Annotated in this window: 16 protein-coding genes, 1 tRNA gene and 1 riboswitch; of the genes, 11 read left to right on the forward strand and 6 right to left on the reverse strand. The window is 65.6% G+C overall.

Features of this window, described 5'->3' with window-relative positions:
* Nucleotides 1–208 precede the first annotated feature (208 nt).
* Nucleotides 209–724 (forward strand): ATP-binding protein, encoded by a 516-nt coding sequence (locus tag WKB25_RS01345; RefSeq protein WP_340568273.1) that lies wholly within the window; start codon nucleotides 209–211, stop codon nucleotides 722–724.
* Between the two features lie 94 nt (nucleotides 725–818).
* Nucleotides 819–1,652 (forward strand): AraC family transcriptional regulator, encoded by an 834-nt coding sequence (locus tag WKB25_RS01350; protein WP_340568274.1) that lies wholly within the window; start codon nucleotides 819–821, stop codon nucleotides 1,650–1,652.
* A 3-nt stretch (nucleotides 1,653–1,655) separates the two neighbouring features.
* On the opposite strand, the gene crcB is transcribed toward WKB25_RS01350, so the two are convergent.
* Nucleotides 1,656–2,048 carry a fluoride efflux transporter CrcB gene (crcB, locus tag WKB25_RS01355; RefSeq protein ID WP_340568497.1) on the reverse strand — a complete coding sequence of 131 codons (393 nt, stop codon included), beginning with the start codon at nucleotides 2,046–2,048 and terminating at the stop codon, nucleotides 1,656–1,658.
* Between the two features lie 81 nt (nucleotides 2,049–2,129).
* Nucleotides 2,130–2,193, reverse strand: a riboswitch (Fluoride riboswitch).
* A gap of 22 nt (nucleotides 2,194–2,215) precedes the next feature.
* Nucleotides 2,216–2,656, reverse strand: a complete 441-nt coding sequence (locus tag WKB25_RS01360) for a helix-turn-helix domain-containing protein (protein WP_223880016.1) — start codon at nucleotides 2,654–2,656, stop codon at nucleotides 2,216–2,218.
* A 78-nt stretch (nucleotides 2,657–2,734) separates the two neighbouring features.
* On the opposite strand from WKB25_RS01360, the gene WKB25_RS01365 reads away from it, so the two are divergent.
* Both WKB25_RS01365 and WKB25_RS01370 read left to right on the forward strand, forming a co-directional pair.
* A complete protein-coding gene (locus WKB25_RS01365) occupies nucleotides 2,735–2,944 on the forward strand; it encodes a hypothetical protein (RefSeq protein ID WP_108266613.1) in 210 nt (69 codons plus the stop codon).
* A gap of 351 nt (nucleotides 2,945–3,295) precedes the next feature.
* Nucleotides 3,296–3,532, forward strand: coding sequence for a hypothetical protein (locus WKB25_RS01370; protein WP_025875165.1), 237 nt, complete (start codon nucleotides 3,296–3,298; stop codon nucleotides 3,530–3,532).
* Between the two features lies 1 nt (nucleotide 3,533).
* On the opposite strand, the gene WKB25_RS01375 is transcribed toward WKB25_RS01370, so the two are convergent.
* Together WKB25_RS01375 and WKB25_RS01380 are read right to left on the reverse strand one after the other, a co-directional pair.
* Entirely contained in the window at nucleotides 3,534–4,583 is a 1,050-nt protein-coding gene (locus WKB25_RS01375) for a 4Fe-4S dicluster domain-containing protein (protein ID WP_340568277.1), read from the reverse strand.
* The gene (locus WKB25_RS01380) at nucleotides 4,580–4,864 is read right to left on the reverse strand and encodes a hypothetical protein (RefSeq protein ID WP_340568279.1); all 285 of its coding nucleotides are present in this window, start codon (nucleotides 4,862–4,864) and stop codon (nucleotides 4,580–4,582) included. The genes WKB25_RS01375 and WKB25_RS01380 overlap by 4 nt, the downstream gene beginning before the upstream one ends.
* A gap of 180 nt (nucleotides 4,865–5,044) precedes the next feature.
* Here WKB25_RS01380 and WKB25_RS01385 point away from each other — a divergent pair, with 180 nt between their 5' ends.
* Nucleotides 5,045–5,485, forward strand: coding sequence for a group III truncated hemoglobin (locus WKB25_RS01385; protein WP_340568281.1), 441 nt, complete (start codon nucleotides 5,045–5,047; stop codon nucleotides 5,483–5,485).
* A 44-nt stretch (nucleotides 5,486–5,529) separates the two neighbouring features.
* On the forward strand, nucleotides 5,530–6,939 hold the full coding sequence (gene hemN / locus WKB25_RS01390; protein WP_340568498.1) for an oxygen-independent coproporphyrinogen III oxidase: 1,410 nt from the start codon (nucleotides 5,530–5,532) through the stop codon (nucleotides 6,937–6,939).
* A gap of 9 nt (nucleotides 6,940–6,948) precedes the next feature.
* On the opposite strand, the gene WKB25_RS01395 is transcribed toward hemN, so the two are convergent.
* Together WKB25_RS01395 and WKB25_RS01400 are read right to left on the reverse strand one after the other, a co-directional pair.
* Nucleotides 6,949–7,428, reverse strand: coding sequence for a hypothetical protein (locus WKB25_RS01395; protein ID WP_340568282.1), 480 nt, complete (start codon nucleotides 7,426–7,428; stop codon nucleotides 6,949–6,951).
* Nucleotides 7,429–7,604: 176 nt separating this feature from the next.
* Nucleotides 7,605–7,691, reverse strand: a tRNA-Leu gene (locus WKB25_RS01400).
* A 115-nt stretch (nucleotides 7,692–7,806) separates the two neighbouring features.
* On the opposite strand from WKB25_RS01400, the gene WKB25_RS01405 reads away from it, so the two are divergent.
* The 5 genes from WKB25_RS01405 (at nucleotide 7,807) to WKB25_RS01425 (ending at nucleotide 12,911) form a co-directional block, all read left to right on the forward strand.
* A complete protein-coding gene (locus WKB25_RS01405) occupies nucleotides 7,807–8,829 on the forward strand; it encodes a TraB/GumN family protein (protein ID WP_340568283.1) in 1,023 nt (340 codons plus the stop codon).
* Nucleotides 8,830–8,887: 58 nt separating this feature from the next.
* Nucleotides 8,888–9,340 carry a BLUF domain-containing protein gene (locus WKB25_RS01410; RefSeq protein ID WP_340568284.1) on the forward strand — a complete coding sequence of 151 codons (453 nt, stop codon included), beginning with the start codon at nucleotides 8,888–8,890 and terminating at the stop codon, nucleotides 9,338–9,340.
* A gap of 111 nt (nucleotides 9,341–9,451) precedes the next feature.
* Complete coding sequence (locus WKB25_RS01415) at nucleotides 9,452–10,738, forward strand: nucleotide sugar dehydrogenase (protein ID WP_340568285.1); 1,287 nt, start codon at nucleotides 9,452–9,454, stop codon at nucleotides 10,736–10,738.
* A gap of 45 nt (nucleotides 10,739–10,783) precedes the next feature.
* Nucleotides 10,784–12,406: an FMN-binding glutamate synthase family protein gene (locus WKB25_RS01420; protein ID WP_340568286.1), complete on the forward strand. Its 1,623-nt coding sequence runs from the start codon at nucleotides 10,784–10,786 to the stop codon at nucleotides 12,404–12,406.
* A 43-nt stretch (nucleotides 12,407–12,449) separates the two neighbouring features.
* Nucleotides 12,450–12,911: a GNAT family N-acetyltransferase gene (locus WKB25_RS01425; RefSeq protein ID WP_340568287.1), complete on the forward strand. Its 462-nt coding sequence runs from the start codon at nucleotides 12,450–12,452 to the stop codon at nucleotides 12,909–12,911.

Here is a 12,911-nt window from a genome sequence, read left to right on the forward strand (position 1 = left end):
CGCGCTGCACCGCATCAGTGGCTTGCCTGGGCGCCTGATCTGACGCTAGTGTGGGGGGAATGGTGACCCAGCGCATTCCGGCGATTATCCGAATTCCCCACGGGAAGGCGGGTTAGCGCGCGGCTGTTCCAGCCATGCAACCCGCCCGGAAGGACGGGCTGCCACCGTTCCCGGGCGATCGACGTTCCTTCGCCCTCGGAGATGGCACATGCAGCTACTTCCCACCAGTACACACGATTGCCCGGCCACCCTGCACCTGGTATGCGGCAAGATCGGAGCAGGCAAATCCACCTTGTCCCGGCAGTTGTCGATGCAGCCGCGGACTGCGCTGATCTGCGAAGACACCTGGCTGGCGGCACTCTATCCCGGCCAGATCACGTCCGTCGCCGACTACCTGCGGAACGCGGCGGCGTTGCGCGGCATTCTTACCGACCACGTCTGCTGCCTGCTGCAGGCGGGGGTGTCGGTAGTGCTCGACTTTCCCTCCAATACCCCCGCCAGCCGCGCATGGGCGCGGCAGATATTCGTTCGCGCCGGCGCGGCGCATCGACTGCACTTCCTGGACGTCCCTGATGAGCTCTGCAAGGCGAGGCTTCAGGCGCGCAATGCTGCTGGCGCGCATCCATTCCAGGCCACGGAGGCCGAGTTCGAGCGGATTACCCGCCATTTCGTTGCCCCTTCCGAGGAAGAGGGGTTCGACGTAATCCACCATCCCGGAGGATGAGCCCTTGTTCCGGCTTGAGCCGCCGTGCCGGTAGGTCTTGAATCCGATACGATCTGGCGTATATTCCTTCCTTCGCTTGACCTGGAGTCCCGTCATGGCCGATCGTCTTGCCATCCTGCTCGAACGCTTCGCGGTCACCGCCTCGGTGTTCCATGCTGGCGCGCTGTGTGGCATCAACAGCCTCGAAGGAGAGGGCGAGGCTGGCCAGCTGCACCTGGTGCGGCGCGGCCCGTTGCAGGTCAGTCATGGGGCGCAGACGGTGCAGGTCGACGTTCCCAGCCTGCTGCTGTATCCGCGCCCGCTGCCGCACCGCTTCCACACCGATCCACAGCTCGGCGCCGACATGGCCTGCGCCAATCTCCATTTCGAAGGTGGCAGGCTCAACCCGATCAGTGCGGCGCTGCCCGACTTCATCTGCCTGCCCTTGGCCGATCTGTACGGCGGCCATGCCGCCCTGGAGCTGCTGTTCGAGGAGGCATTCGAGCAACGCTGCGGTCGAGCGGTGATGGTCAACCGCCTGTTCGAGGTGGTGATGATCCAGGTGCTGCGGCAGCTGATGGAGGGGGGCGAGATGCGCGGTGGCCTGTTTGCCGGGCTCGGCCACCCACGCCTGCGGTTGGCGCTGGTGGCGATGCATCAAGCACCGGCCCAAGCCTGGACACTGGAGGATCTGGCTGACGTTGCAGGCATGTCACGCAGCGTGTTCGCCGCCAGTTTCCGCGAGGCCATGGGAACCACCCCCGGGCATTATCTGCAGGGGTGGCGGGTCGGCCTGGCGCAGCAGGCGCTGCGCCAGGGCCGACCGTTGAAACGAATCGCCGACGAGGTCGGCTATGGCAGCGAGGCGGCGTTGTCGCGAGCGTTCAAGGCGCACACCGGGCAATCGCCACGGCAGTGGCGGGGGCAGGCGCGCGTCGCTGCCGGTTGAGTGTCACCCCAGCGCGAGCCGGGTCAGCTTCATGCCAGCAAACAGCCCGGCCAGGCCCAGGGCCACCGAGCCGCCCGCGTAGAGTGCGGCCAGGCCATGCTGGCCCCGCTGCAGCAGCAGGCCGGTTTCCAGCGAAAAGGTGGAGAACGTGGTGTAGCCGCCAAGAATGCCGGTGGCCAGCAGCAGGCGCAGTTGCGGTGAGGCGCCGTTGCGCAGGGCAAATGCCTCCACCACCATACCCATCAACAAAGCGCCGCTGATGTTGACCAGAAAGGTCGGCCAGGGCCACGAACTGCCGACGGCGACGCGGGCGCCGATCAGGTTGCAGCCATGGCGCAGACAGGCGCCGACACCGCCGCCCAGGAATACCAGCACATAGTTGTTCAACGTCTGCATTGCTTGCCTCGAGTGCGTGTTCGCAGGTTCGACGGCGTACGCAATGGCGGGCAATGCCTGCCATCGACGACCGCCGGGTTCGTCGCAGCAGGAGCCATCAGCCATCTCAGGCGGTTATCGGGGGAGCCCCATCCCCATCGGCAGCCATGCTACCAGCCCGCGATGGGTCAGGGCAGGGCAGTCATCACCACGCGAGCAACCTTGCCGCGGCTGACGCCCTCCATCAGCAGGTCATGGGCCATCAGCCCCAGCGTGGCCTCACGGCGGTAGCCAACCTCCAGACCGCGCTCGGCAAGGATGTGGGCGACCAGCTCATAGGCCGCTTGCCAGACATCCAGATGGGCTTCGCTGGGCATGTGCATGTAGGCCGTGCCGCGCTCGCCGACACCCCGTCCCAACGGGCCGAACAGCAGCTCCCGCGGGTCCAGCTTCACCGCATCGGCGATGCGGAACAGCTGTTCGGCTTTCACGTGGTTGGCTTTGACGTGGTCGTTGAGCCAGTTGCTGACCGTTGCCGTCGTCGTTTCGGCGGCACGCGCCAGGTCGGCCGGGCGTGCATGCCCGGCGTCCTTCATGGCGACCGCGAGTCGTTGTCCAAGAGTATTCATCTATGCAAGCCAGCTTAACGCGTGGAATCGAAAGAGGCCTTGGCGCAAGAATAAGTTTGATGATGAAAGGGATCGAAAATGGACGAATTCTGGAGCAAGCGGCAGGTCCGCACGCGGCTGGGCTTTTCCACCGACGCAGAGCTCGCCAGATTGTTTGGAATCAGCAGATCCGCTGTCTCGCAATGGCCCAGAGGCTTTCCCATCCCGCCGTTGAGGCGCTACATCCTGCAGCAGCGGTACCCCGCGCTGTTCCCTCTGGATCAGGACCCGAACGATGAAACCGCATGAGATGCGTCCAAGGCTGTCGCAGGCGGACCGCCAAGATCTATTTGCTAAGCATGCTTAGCAATATAGGCAGAATCGATCGTCCCGCTCGCAGCGATGGCCTGATCTGTGATGGGCACCCGGGTTCGTCGGCGAGCAGTGTCGATATCGGCACGGAGATTCCCGATCCCCTTCGTCACGGCCTTTCATGAACGATTAATAATTTCAATCGCGAAAGTCGTGCCCTGTAATTGACGTGTCGTGAAATCTATGACTAATTGGCATCAACCGGTTGTGAAGGCCGGGAGTCTTTCAGTAGCTCGCAAGTGAATTGGTCGACCGTCAACGATGCAGAACAAGTCAAACGGAGGTCGTATGGAATACGGCATGCATGGCTTGGCTGAACGGGTACGCCGCGAACTGGAAGCCAGTTATCACAAACACGGATGCGGTCCGGCGTTCTGGGATACCTACCAGCAGGTGCTTGATCGTCTGGTTCCGCAGGGGACCGGGCGGACCGATGTCACCAACGAAATGGCGCTGATCATCGAACAACTGGGCATCGTCCGTCGCGCCCAGCTGGTACCGCCGCGCCCGGGCGACCCGGGCTGACTCAGAACAGGCGCCAGACGCCACAGGCCAACAGCGCCAGCAGCATCGATGCGAGGACAGTGGTGCGGGGGCGCCACCACCGGCGCGGCTGGCCTGCCATCACCTGTGGGCTGCAATAGCGCACCAGGCCGGGTCCGAAGCCCGCCTGATGCTGCTGCCGGGTGCAGGCTTCCAGACAGGCACCGCAGGCCAGGCAATCGGCCTGTGGACCATGGCGGATGTCCAGTTGCATCGGGCAGGCGCGTACGCAGGCCATGCAATCGATGCAGTCGCCCAGCCGATCCGCGCTGAAGGTCGGCATCGGTCCGGCCAGCAGTGGATGTGCGGCGCGGAAGACGTAGTCCTGCGCGGTGGTCGGGTCGAGCAGGCCGCGGCCGCGGCCGAGTACGCCGCCCAATGCCGGCGGGCGGGCGCCGCGTGGTTCGCCACGGCGTGGGTCATACAACATGCGCGGGGTGTGCGGGTCGGTCAGCAACGGCTGCATGCGCGCGAACGGACAGAGCGATCGGCACACCTGTTCGCGCAGGAACCCGGCGTTGCCCCAGGTGGCGCCGGCATAGAACAGCACCCAGAAGGTCTCCCAGCCGCTCCAGCTGCCATCGAGCGCGCCGGCGACCAGTTCGCGGATCGGACTGAACAGTCCTACGAAGGTGATCCCGGTCCACAGCGACAGCAGCAACCAGGCCACGTGGGTGAACGGCCGCGCTGCCTGCACGGGCAGGACGCGGGCCATGGCCTGCGCGATCCCATCGAAGGCCCGTGTCCACAGCGTCTGCGGGCAGGCATGCCCGCACCACACGCGGCCGGCCAGATGGGTGAGCAGGGCCAGGCCCACCGCCATCACCGCCAGCAGGCCCAGCAGCACGCCGATGTCATCCGGCCACAGGGTCCACGCGAACAGGTCGAAGCGGCGCGCGTTGAGATCCAGCAGCAGGGCCTGCCGGCCATCCCACTGCAGCCACGGCAGCGCATGGAAAAGGACCAGCAGCGCAAGGCCCAGGGTGCGGCGCCAATGCCACGGGCGCGGTGGCGGGGAAGCGACGATGCTCATCCCAGCGGCAGCTCCTCGTCCTCGTCGCCCGGCATCGGCCGCAGCAGGTAGCCGGTTACCGCGCTGGAAAGTGCGGTGACGGCCCAGAACATGAAGAACCCTGCGGTGTAGCCCAGCTCACGGCTGATGGCCGTACCCGGGAAGCTGATCGCCTGCAGCCGCAGTGGATCGACGAAAGCGAAGAACACCACGCAGGCCAGGCCGGCGGTGATGAAGCTGGGCCACAGGGCTGCACCCCACTGCTGGATACGCCGCTGGCGGCTGGAAGACGGTGTGTTCATGCGGTTTCGGGTTGAAGAAGAGGGCGGCGCGTATACTTCGCCGTGGTTGGCGCAGCATCCGCAGGGCATGCTTCCTGCAAGCGTGTCAGCCTAGGTGCGCCGCAGTGCGCTGACATTGATCTGGATCAACAGTAGTGGCGGCGGCCTGCGGCACACTGCTGATCCGCATTTGGTGCCCTGATGAACGCAACGCCCAGGACCGATATTCCCGTTGCTTCACCAGAGCTGTGCAGCGAGGAGGAAGTGACCCGACTGGTTCACGATTTCTACGCGCGCGTGCGTGAGGAGGAGCGTCTGGGGCCGGTGTTCGAAGGCCACGTGAAAGACTGGCCCGAACACCTCACCCAGCTCGTCGATTTCTGGTCGGCGATGCTGCGCGGGACGCGCCGGTTCAAGGGTTCGCCGATGTCCAAGCACATGGCAATCGATCTGGAAAAGGATCTGTTCGACCGCTGGCTGGTGCTGTTCCACATCACCACGGCCGAATGCAACAACCCGCCGATGCAAGCGCTGGCCGACGACGTGGCCGCCCGCATCGCCGAGACCTTCTGGCGCCGCTACCAGATGTTGCGCTGGCCGCAGGTCATGCTGCCGGTGCTGGGCGTCCCCGCCAAGGATTGATCTGGGTCAAGGCGCTGCGCCTGGACTGGCGCGATGCTGGCGCCATGGACACGTTCTTTCCCGCTGCCGGTGGCCTGGCCTGGACCTTCGATCCCGATCTGCTGCGCCGGCATGACCGGCCCGGCCCGCGCTACACCTCCTATCCCACCGCGCCGCACTTCCATGACGGCTTCGATGCGCCGGCGCTGCGCCAGGCGATCGCCGACAGCAACCCGCTGGCGCGCGCGCTGTCGTTGTACGTCCATGTGCCATTCTGCTCCAGCCCCTGCTTCTACTGTGGCTGCAACCGGGTGATCACCCGCGACCGCGGACGTGGCCACAGTTACGTGTCACGCGTGCTGGCCGAGGCAGACCTTTTGGCACCGCAGTTCACCGATGGCCGTGAAGTGATCCAGCTGCACCTCGGCGGTGGCACACCGAATTTCCTGGAAGCCGATGCGATGACCGCGCTGGTCGAGGGCCTGCGCCGCCGCTTCGATTTCAGCGATTCATCGCAGCGTGATTTTTCCATCGAACTGGACCCGCGTTTCATCGATACCAGCGACGTGGCGATGCTGGCCCGGCTCGGCTTCAATCGCGCCAGCCTGGGTGTGCAGGATTTCGACCCGCAGGTGCAGGAATCGATCAACCGCGTGCAGGGCGTGCGGCAGACGCTGGACATCCTGCGCGCTTGCCGCGACAGCGGCATGCGTTCGGTCAACGTCGATCTGATCTACGGTCTGCCCGGGCAGAGCCTGGGGGGCTTCGGCCGCACCCTGGAACTGGTGCTGGCGCTGCGCCCGGATCGATTGGCTGTGTACGGCTATGCGCACCTGCCACACCTGTTCCGCGCGCAGCGGCAGATCGACGAAAGCCGCATGCCGTCGCCGGAAGACAAGCTCGCGCTGCTTGGCCTGGCGGTGGAACGCCTGTCCGCGGCCGGTTACCAGTACATCGGCATGGACCACTTCGCATTGCCGGAAGAGGATCTGTCGCGTGCCCAGCGCGCCGGTCAGCTGCATCGCAATTTCATGGGCTATACGACCCATGCCGACACCGATCTGCTTGGCCTCGGCGTGAGCGCGATCAGCCACATCGGTGCCACCTACAGCCAGAATCCGCGCGACCTGCCGTCGTGGGAGAACGCAGTGGACCAGGGGCAACTGCCGGTCTGGCGCGGCGTCGCGCTCAGTGCCGACGACGAGCTGCGTGCCGAGCTGATCCAGCAGTTGATGTGCCAGGGTGAAGTGGATGGCACGTCACTGGCACAGCGCCATGGCATCGATTTCGAGACCTACTTCGCCGAAGACCTGCAGGCCGTACAGCGCCTGCAGCAGGATGGCCTGGCCGAATACCGTGATGGCGTGGTGCGCACCAGCGAGCCCGGGCGGCCGCTGCTGCGCCTGCTGGCGATGTGCTTCGATCCCTATCTGCGCGCTGCGCAGGAGCAGCCGCGTTACTCGCGCGCAATCTGAGCGCACGCCTCAGCGCTTGCCGACGCCGCGTTCGGGATGGCGCGCGGCCATGCCACCGCTGGAGGTGGTGGTCCAGTTGCCGCTGAGATCGCGCACGCTGGTCGAGTAGGAGCCATCGCTGTACTCGGTGCGCCATCTGCCGCTCAGGTCGCGCTTGCTGACGGAGTAGGCGCCGTTGCTGTACTCGGTACGGATGTTGCCGCTGAGGTCGGTGCTGCTGTTGGAGTAGCTGCCATCGCTGTGCGTGGTGCGCTTGCGCCCACTCAGATCGGTGGTGGTGGTCGAGCGGCTGCCGTTGCTGTGCTCGGCGATCTCGCGGCCGGACAGATCGCGCCTGATGCGGCTGGACGATCCGTCGCTGTTGCGGATATCCCGGCTTCCGTCGAGGTTGCGGTGGCTGTCCGAACGGCTCTGCGCCGATGCCGGTGCGGTGGCCTGGGCGAGTAGCGTGACCAGCGCCAGCGATGATGCGAGCCCTATGCATTTCATGGGTGATCTCCTTGTGCGTGGTTCGGCGGCCGGAGCGGCGCAGTCGATTCTGACATGCAAGCCTGAAGCGGTATCGATCGCGGCAACGGCAGCCGAATGGCTGCATTCCTTTCAACGGGCTGCTGTAGAACTAGCGGTGCGCTGGCCCTTTGCAGGGGCGTCGATGCGTGATTGGGTGGTGCCCGGAGCCGGGATCGAACCGGCATGGGGTTGCCCCCGGCGGATTTTAAGTCCGATGCGTCTACCAGTTTCGCCATCCGGGCCTGCAGCGCGCGCCGATTGTAACGGAATCGCCGCCGCTGCCGCCGGCTAACGCGGCTTTTACGCAACCGGGCGCGGGGCTGGGTACAGTCCGCCAACGTTTCCGGGAATGGCGACATGCGTGCACGTGGCAAGCGATGGATCGGATGCAGTGCCGTGCTGGGGCTTATGCTGGCGATAGGCCCGGCCGCCGCGCAGCAGGCACCAGCGCCCGCTGGCCCGGTGGTGGACATGGCCACGGTGCAGGTCACCGGTGAACAACCCGGCCCCGGGCTCTGGAAAGTGACTGCTCCGCAGGGGCATGTGCTGTGGATCCTGGGAACGGTCTCGCCGTTGCCAAGCGGCGTGCAATGGCGCTCGGATGAAGTCGAACGGACCATCGCCGGTGTCGACCATGTGCTGGGCGATCCGGGTTTCAGCCTCGATGCGAAGATCGGTGTGTTCAAGGGCCTGACGTTGCTGCCGCTGGCGATGAAGACCGCGCGCGATCCGCAGGGGCGCACGCTGGATCAGATCCTGCCGGCGGCAACGTACGCACGCTGGCTGGGGCTGAAACAGACCTACATGGGCAATGACCGTGGCGTGGAAAGGGACCGTCCGCTGGTGGCCTCCGGTCGCCTGTACCAGGCGTTCCTCAAGCGCAACGGCCTGCGCGACGGCAAGCAGGTGAAGGAAGCACTCGGGCGTGCCTACAAGGCCCGCGATCTGAAGCCGGAAGATGTGCAGGTGAAGCTGAAGGTCGACGACATCCGTGGCACGTTGAAGGAACTGCAGGCCACCCAAGTCGATGACCGTGCGTGTTTCGAACGCACGCTCGATACCGTGGAATTCCAGGCGCCGGTGTTGCGTGAACGGGCCAATGCCTGGGCACTCGGCGATGTCGCCGCACTGCGTCGGCTGTCGGGCTCGGCGATGGCCCAGACCTGCCGCGAACTGCTGCAGGATTCGGCCTTCGTGCGCAGGCGTGGCTGGAGCGACATGCCGCAGCAGGTGCGCACGCGCTGGCTGCAGGGCGTGGATGCGGCGCTGACCCATCACGCTGGCACGTTCGCGACGGTGCCGGTCAGCCTGCTGCTGGGCGAAGGCTATCTGGATGCGCTGGTGCAGCGCGGCTACCAGGTCGAGGCGCCGCCGGAATAGCCAACGCTTGAAGTCCTTGTGCTTCCTGTCATATTCCTCTGCACTCAGGAGGGGAGTGATGGACATGCCGTTGCATGCGTACGCCTATGTCAGCACGGCCAGGGAGGGACTGGACGTGCCTGAGCTCGATGCGCTCCTGGCCGATGCGACGGCGTTCAATCGCATGGCCGGAGTGACCGGGGTGCTGATGTTCGATGGCAGCCGTTTCCTGCAGTACATCGAAGGCCCACGGGATGGGCTGGCCTCGGTGCATGCGCGCATCGGCAACGCGCGGCGCCACGGCAGCATCACCCAGCTTGCCGCAGGCCCGATCCAGACTCGCTGGTTTCCGCGCTGGACGATGGCCAACCGACAGGTGGATGCGGCAACGCTGGCCAGCATCGTGGCGGCCCCGTGGCATGGTTTCAACTTGGAGCAGAATCCCCCGGATCATGGCTTCTGCCTGTTGTTGCGGGCCTGGACGGGAGGGCACGGCGAGCTCGAGCCGGCCGCCGTCAGCCTTGGATCCTGAGTCCGGCGTGGTCTGGCGGCGCTGCCGCGGTTAATCTTGTCGGCATGTTTGCCTGCACCCGGACCCTCGCATGACCCACTGGACACCGTCGCCAGCTGCCGGACGCCGCGCGTGAGCGCGCCGATCGGCGCAGCACAGATGCCGTCTCCGGCCATCATCGGCCTGGGGTATGTCGGGCTGCCGTTGGCGGTGGCTTTCGGCCGGCAGCTGCCCACGCTGGGGTATGACATCGACGCTGCGCGCATCGCCGAACTGGCTGGCGGGCAGGACCACACGCTGGAAATGGAGCCGGACGAACTGGCCAGCGCGTCGTTGCTGCGCTACAGCAGCGATCCGGCGCAGCTCGACGCCTGCAACGTTTACATCGTCACCGTGCCCACCCCGATTGATGCCTACGAGCAGCCTGATCTGGAGCCGCTGCGCTCGGCGACGCGACTGATCGCCAGCCATCTTCGCGCCGGTGACCTGGTGATCTACGAATCCACCGTCTACCCGGGTACCACCGAAGAAGTCTGCGTGCCGCTGCTGGAACAGGGCTCGGGCCTGCGCTTCAACGAGGATTTCTACTGCGGCTACAGTCCCGAGCGGGTCAGCCCGGGTGACCGACAACGGCGCCTGGCCGACATCCGCAAGATCACCTCCGGTTCAACGCCGGAAGTGGCTGCGGCGGTCGATGGCCTGTACCAGCGGATCATCACCGCCGGCACGTTCCCGGTGCCGTCGATGCGGGTCGCCGAAGCGGCCAAGGTGGTGGAGAACATCCAGCGCGACGTCAACATCGCGCTGGTCAATGAGTTGGCCCTGATCTTCGATCGCCTCGGCATCGACACCCAGGATGTGCTCGACGCCGCAGGCAGCAAATGGAACTTCCTGCCGTTCCGGCCGGGGCTTGTGGGGGGCCACTGCATCGGCGTGGACCCCTACTACCTGCTGCACAAGTCCGAAAGCATGGGCTACCACCCCGACCTCATCCACACCGCACGGCAGGTCAACAACCGGGTGGGCGAACATGTGGCCAATCGTGTATTGGCGATGCTGGCCGAACGTGGTCGCATGCCAGCGCATTCGCGCATTCTGGTGCTGGGCGTGACCTTCAAGGAGGACTGCCCGGACCTGCGCAACAGCCGCGCGCTGGAACTGGCCCAGCGGCTGGCCGGCAGCGGCGCGCAGGTGGACGTCAGCGATCCGTGGGTGGGGCCGGCTGCCATGGCGGACGAGGGCGTGAACTGGCTGGCCGAGCCGGTGCCCGGCAGCTACGACGCGGTGGTGCTGGCGGTGGCGCATGAGAGCTTCAAGGCGATGGACGATGCCCATATCCGCAGCCTGTTGGCGCCCGGTGGGCTGGTCTATGACGTGAAGTCCGCCTGGCCGCGCAGCGTGGTCGACGATCGCCTGTAGGTGCTTGCGCGGTAGACTCGTGGGCAGTTGCAACCGAGGAACGCCATGCATCGGTATATCGTCTACCTGCTCGCCATCCTGATGTTTCCGATCTGCCTGTGGCTGGCCACGATCTGGCCGGCCTGGTACTGGGGCGTCGGCATCACAGCTGCGATGGTGGCGCTGGGGACCTGGGACCTGCTGCAGAAGCGCAGCACCCTGCGCCGCAACTATCCGGTGATGGCGCACTTCCGTTATGGCCTGGAATCTATCGGCCCGGAGATCCGCCAGTACTTCGTGCAGAGCGATCTGGAGGATGTGCCGTTCTCGCGGCAGCAGCGCGCGCTGATCTACCAACGCGCCAAGAACCAGATGGACACGGTGCCCTTCGGTACCCTGCGCAGCACCTATGCGGTGGACTACGAATGGATCAACCATTCGCTGGCGCCGACCACCATCGCCAAGCATGATTTCCGCGTGCTGATCGGTCCGAACTGTGCCAAGCCCTATTCGGCGAGCGTGTTCAACATCTCGGCGATGAGTTTCGGCTCGTTGTCGGCCAACGCGATCCGCGCGTTGAACGAAGGCGCGCGCCGGGGGGGCTTCTACCACGACACGGGCGAAGGCTCGATTTCACCGTATCACCGTGAGATGGGCGGCGACCTGGTCTGGGAGATCGGCTCGGGCTACTTCGGCTGCCGTGACGAGAAGGGCGGCTTCAGCGAGGAGCGCTTCGCCATCAACGCCGCGCTCGAGCAGGTCAAGATGATCGAGATCAAGCTCTCGCAGGGCGCCAAGCCGGGCCACGGCGGCGTGCTGCCGGCGCCTAAGGTAACGGCCGAGATATCGGTGACGCGTGGCGTGCCGATGGGCGTGGACTGTGTTTCTCCGTCACGCCATTCGGCGTTCTCCACGCCGGTTGAACTGCTGCAGTTCGTCGCCCGCCTGCGTGGGCTGTCCGGTGGCAAGCCGGTCGGCTTCAAGCTCGCCATCGGCCACCCGTGGGAATGGTTCGGCATCGCCAAGGCGATGCACGAGACCGGTCTGCTGCCTGACTTCATCGTCGTCGATGGCGCCGAAGGCGGCACCGGTGCGGCGCCCGCTGAGTTCGTTGATCACGTGGGTGTGCCGATGCACGAGGCGTTGCTGCTGGTGCACAACACCTTGGTCGGCCTGGACCTGCGCGAGCACATCCGTATCGGCGCGGCTGGCAAGATAACCAGCGCGTTCGATATCGCCCGCACCATTGCGATGGGCGCCGACTGGTGCAATGCCGGGCGCGGTTTCATGTTCGCGCTGGGCTGCATCCAGTCGCTCAGCTGCCATACCGACAAGTGCCCGACCGGCATCGCTACCCAGGATCCGGCGCGCTGGAAACATCTGGATGCACCGGACAAGGCCACGCGCGTCTACAGCTTCCACGAGCACACGCTGCATGCGTTGAAGGAGCTGCTGTGCGCGGCGGGCTTGAACGATCCGGCCGAGCTCGGCCCGGAACACATCCTGCGCCGGGTGTCGCCGGTGGAGATCCGTTCGCTGGCCTCGCTGTACCGCTACCTGGAGCCGGGCGAGCTGCTGCACAAGGTGCCCGACCACGCGGTGTTCCATTCGTTCTGGGCCGATGCGCGCAGTGATTCCTTCCAGCCGCCGCCGAAGATCCAGGCGCTGCGGGCCAGCAAGTCGCGTTGACCCGCGTTGCAGGACATGAGCAGCAGACGCATACGGAGATTGCATGCAGTTCAGGACCGGCACCAACGATGATGTAAGCACGCTGTGGGCATTGCGTACGCGCTGCGTACGGGAGCTGTGCAGCAGCCACTATCCACCGGAGGTGATCGCGCCGTGGTCGGCATCGCCGCCGCCGGCGCAGTATTCGCGGTTGCTGGGGCAGGGCGGCTGTGTCGTGGCAGAGAACGATCAGGGCGACGTGTTGGGGTTCGGCGTACTCGACGCCGAGGGCAACGAGATCGACGCGCTGTTCGTCGATCCGGCTCAGGGCGGGCAGGGGGTTGGCCAGGCGCTGATGCAGCGGCTGCTGGCCATGGCCGATCCAACGCGCGAGGTGGTGTTGTCGGCCTCGCTCAATGCCGTGCCGTTCTACCAGCGGCAGGGCTTCGTCGCCGAGCGCGAGGAATTGTATCCGCATCCCAGTGGCGTGGCATTGGCCTCGGTGAAGATGCGCCGGCCAGCCTGA

The organism is Stenotrophomonas sp. G106K1 (genome assembly GCF_037969685.1).
GTDB classification, from domain to species: Bacteria; Pseudomonadota; Gammaproteobacteria; order Xanthomonadales; family Xanthomonadaceae; genus Stenotrophomonas; species Stenotrophomonas lactitubi.

What these genes read in the sequence shown, in the direction of transcription:
- WKB25_RS01365 (WP_108266613.1), top strand. Translation starts at nt 2,735, where the DNA reads ATGGACGAATTCTGGAGCAAGCGGCAGGTCCGCACGCGGCTGGGCTTT.
- WKB25_RS01425 (WP_340568287.1), top strand. Translation starts at nt 12,450, where the DNA reads ATGCAGTTCAGGACCGGCACCAACGATGATGTAAGCACGCTGTGGGCA.
- WKB25_RS01370 (WP_025875165.1), top strand. Translation starts at nt 3,296, where the DNA reads ATGGAATACGGCATGCATGGCTTGGCTGAACGGGTACGCCGCGAACTG.
- WKB25_RS01380 (WP_340568279.1), bottom strand. Translation starts at nt 4,864, where the DNA reads ATGAACACACCGTCTTCCAGCCGCCAGCGGCGTATCCAGCAGTGGGGT.
- WKB25_RS01350 (WP_340568274.1), top strand. Translation starts at nt 819, where the DNA reads ATGGCCGATCGTCTTGCCATCCTGCTCGAACGCTTCGCGGTCACCGCC.
- WKB25_RS01375 (WP_340568277.1), bottom strand. Translation starts at nt 4,583, where the DNA reads ATGAGCATCGTCGCTTCCCCGCCACCGCGCCCGTGGCATTGGCGCCGC.
- WKB25_RS01420 (WP_340568286.1), top strand. Translation starts at nt 10,784, where the DNA reads ATGCATCGGTATATCGTCTACCTGCTCGCCATCCTGATGTTTCCGATC.
- WKB25_RS01345 (WP_340568273.1), top strand. Translation starts at nt 209, where the DNA reads ATGCAGCTACTTCCCACCAGTACACACGATTGCCCGGCCACCCTGCAC.
- WKB25_RS01395 (WP_340568282.1), bottom strand. Translation starts at nt 7,428, where the DNA reads ATGAAATGCATAGGGCTCGCATCATCGCTGGCGCTGGTCACGCTACTC.
- WKB25_RS01405 (WP_340568283.1), top strand. Translation starts at nt 7,807, where the DNA reads ATGCGTGCACGTGGCAAGCGATGGATCGGATGCAGTGCCGTGCTGGGG.
- hemN (WP_340568498.1), top strand. Translation starts at nt 5,530, where the DNA reads ATGGACACGTTCTTTCCCGCTGCCGGTGGCCTGGCCTGGACCTTCGAT.
- WKB25_RS01360 (WP_223880016.1), bottom strand. Translation starts at nt 2,656, where the DNA reads ATGAATACTCTTGGACAACGACTCGCGGTCGCCATGAAGGACGCCGGG.
- WKB25_RS01410 (WP_340568284.1), top strand. Translation starts at nt 8,888, where the DNA reads ATGGACATGCCGTTGCATGCGTACGCCTATGTCAGCACGGCCAGGGAG.
- crcB (WP_340568497.1), bottom strand. Translation starts at nt 2,048, where the DNA reads ATGCAGACGTTGAACAACTATGTGCTGGTATTCCTGGGCGGCGGTGTC.
- WKB25_RS01385 (WP_340568281.1), top strand. Translation starts at nt 5,045, where the DNA reads ATGAACGCAACGCCCAGGACCGATATTCCCGTTGCTTCACCAGAGCTG.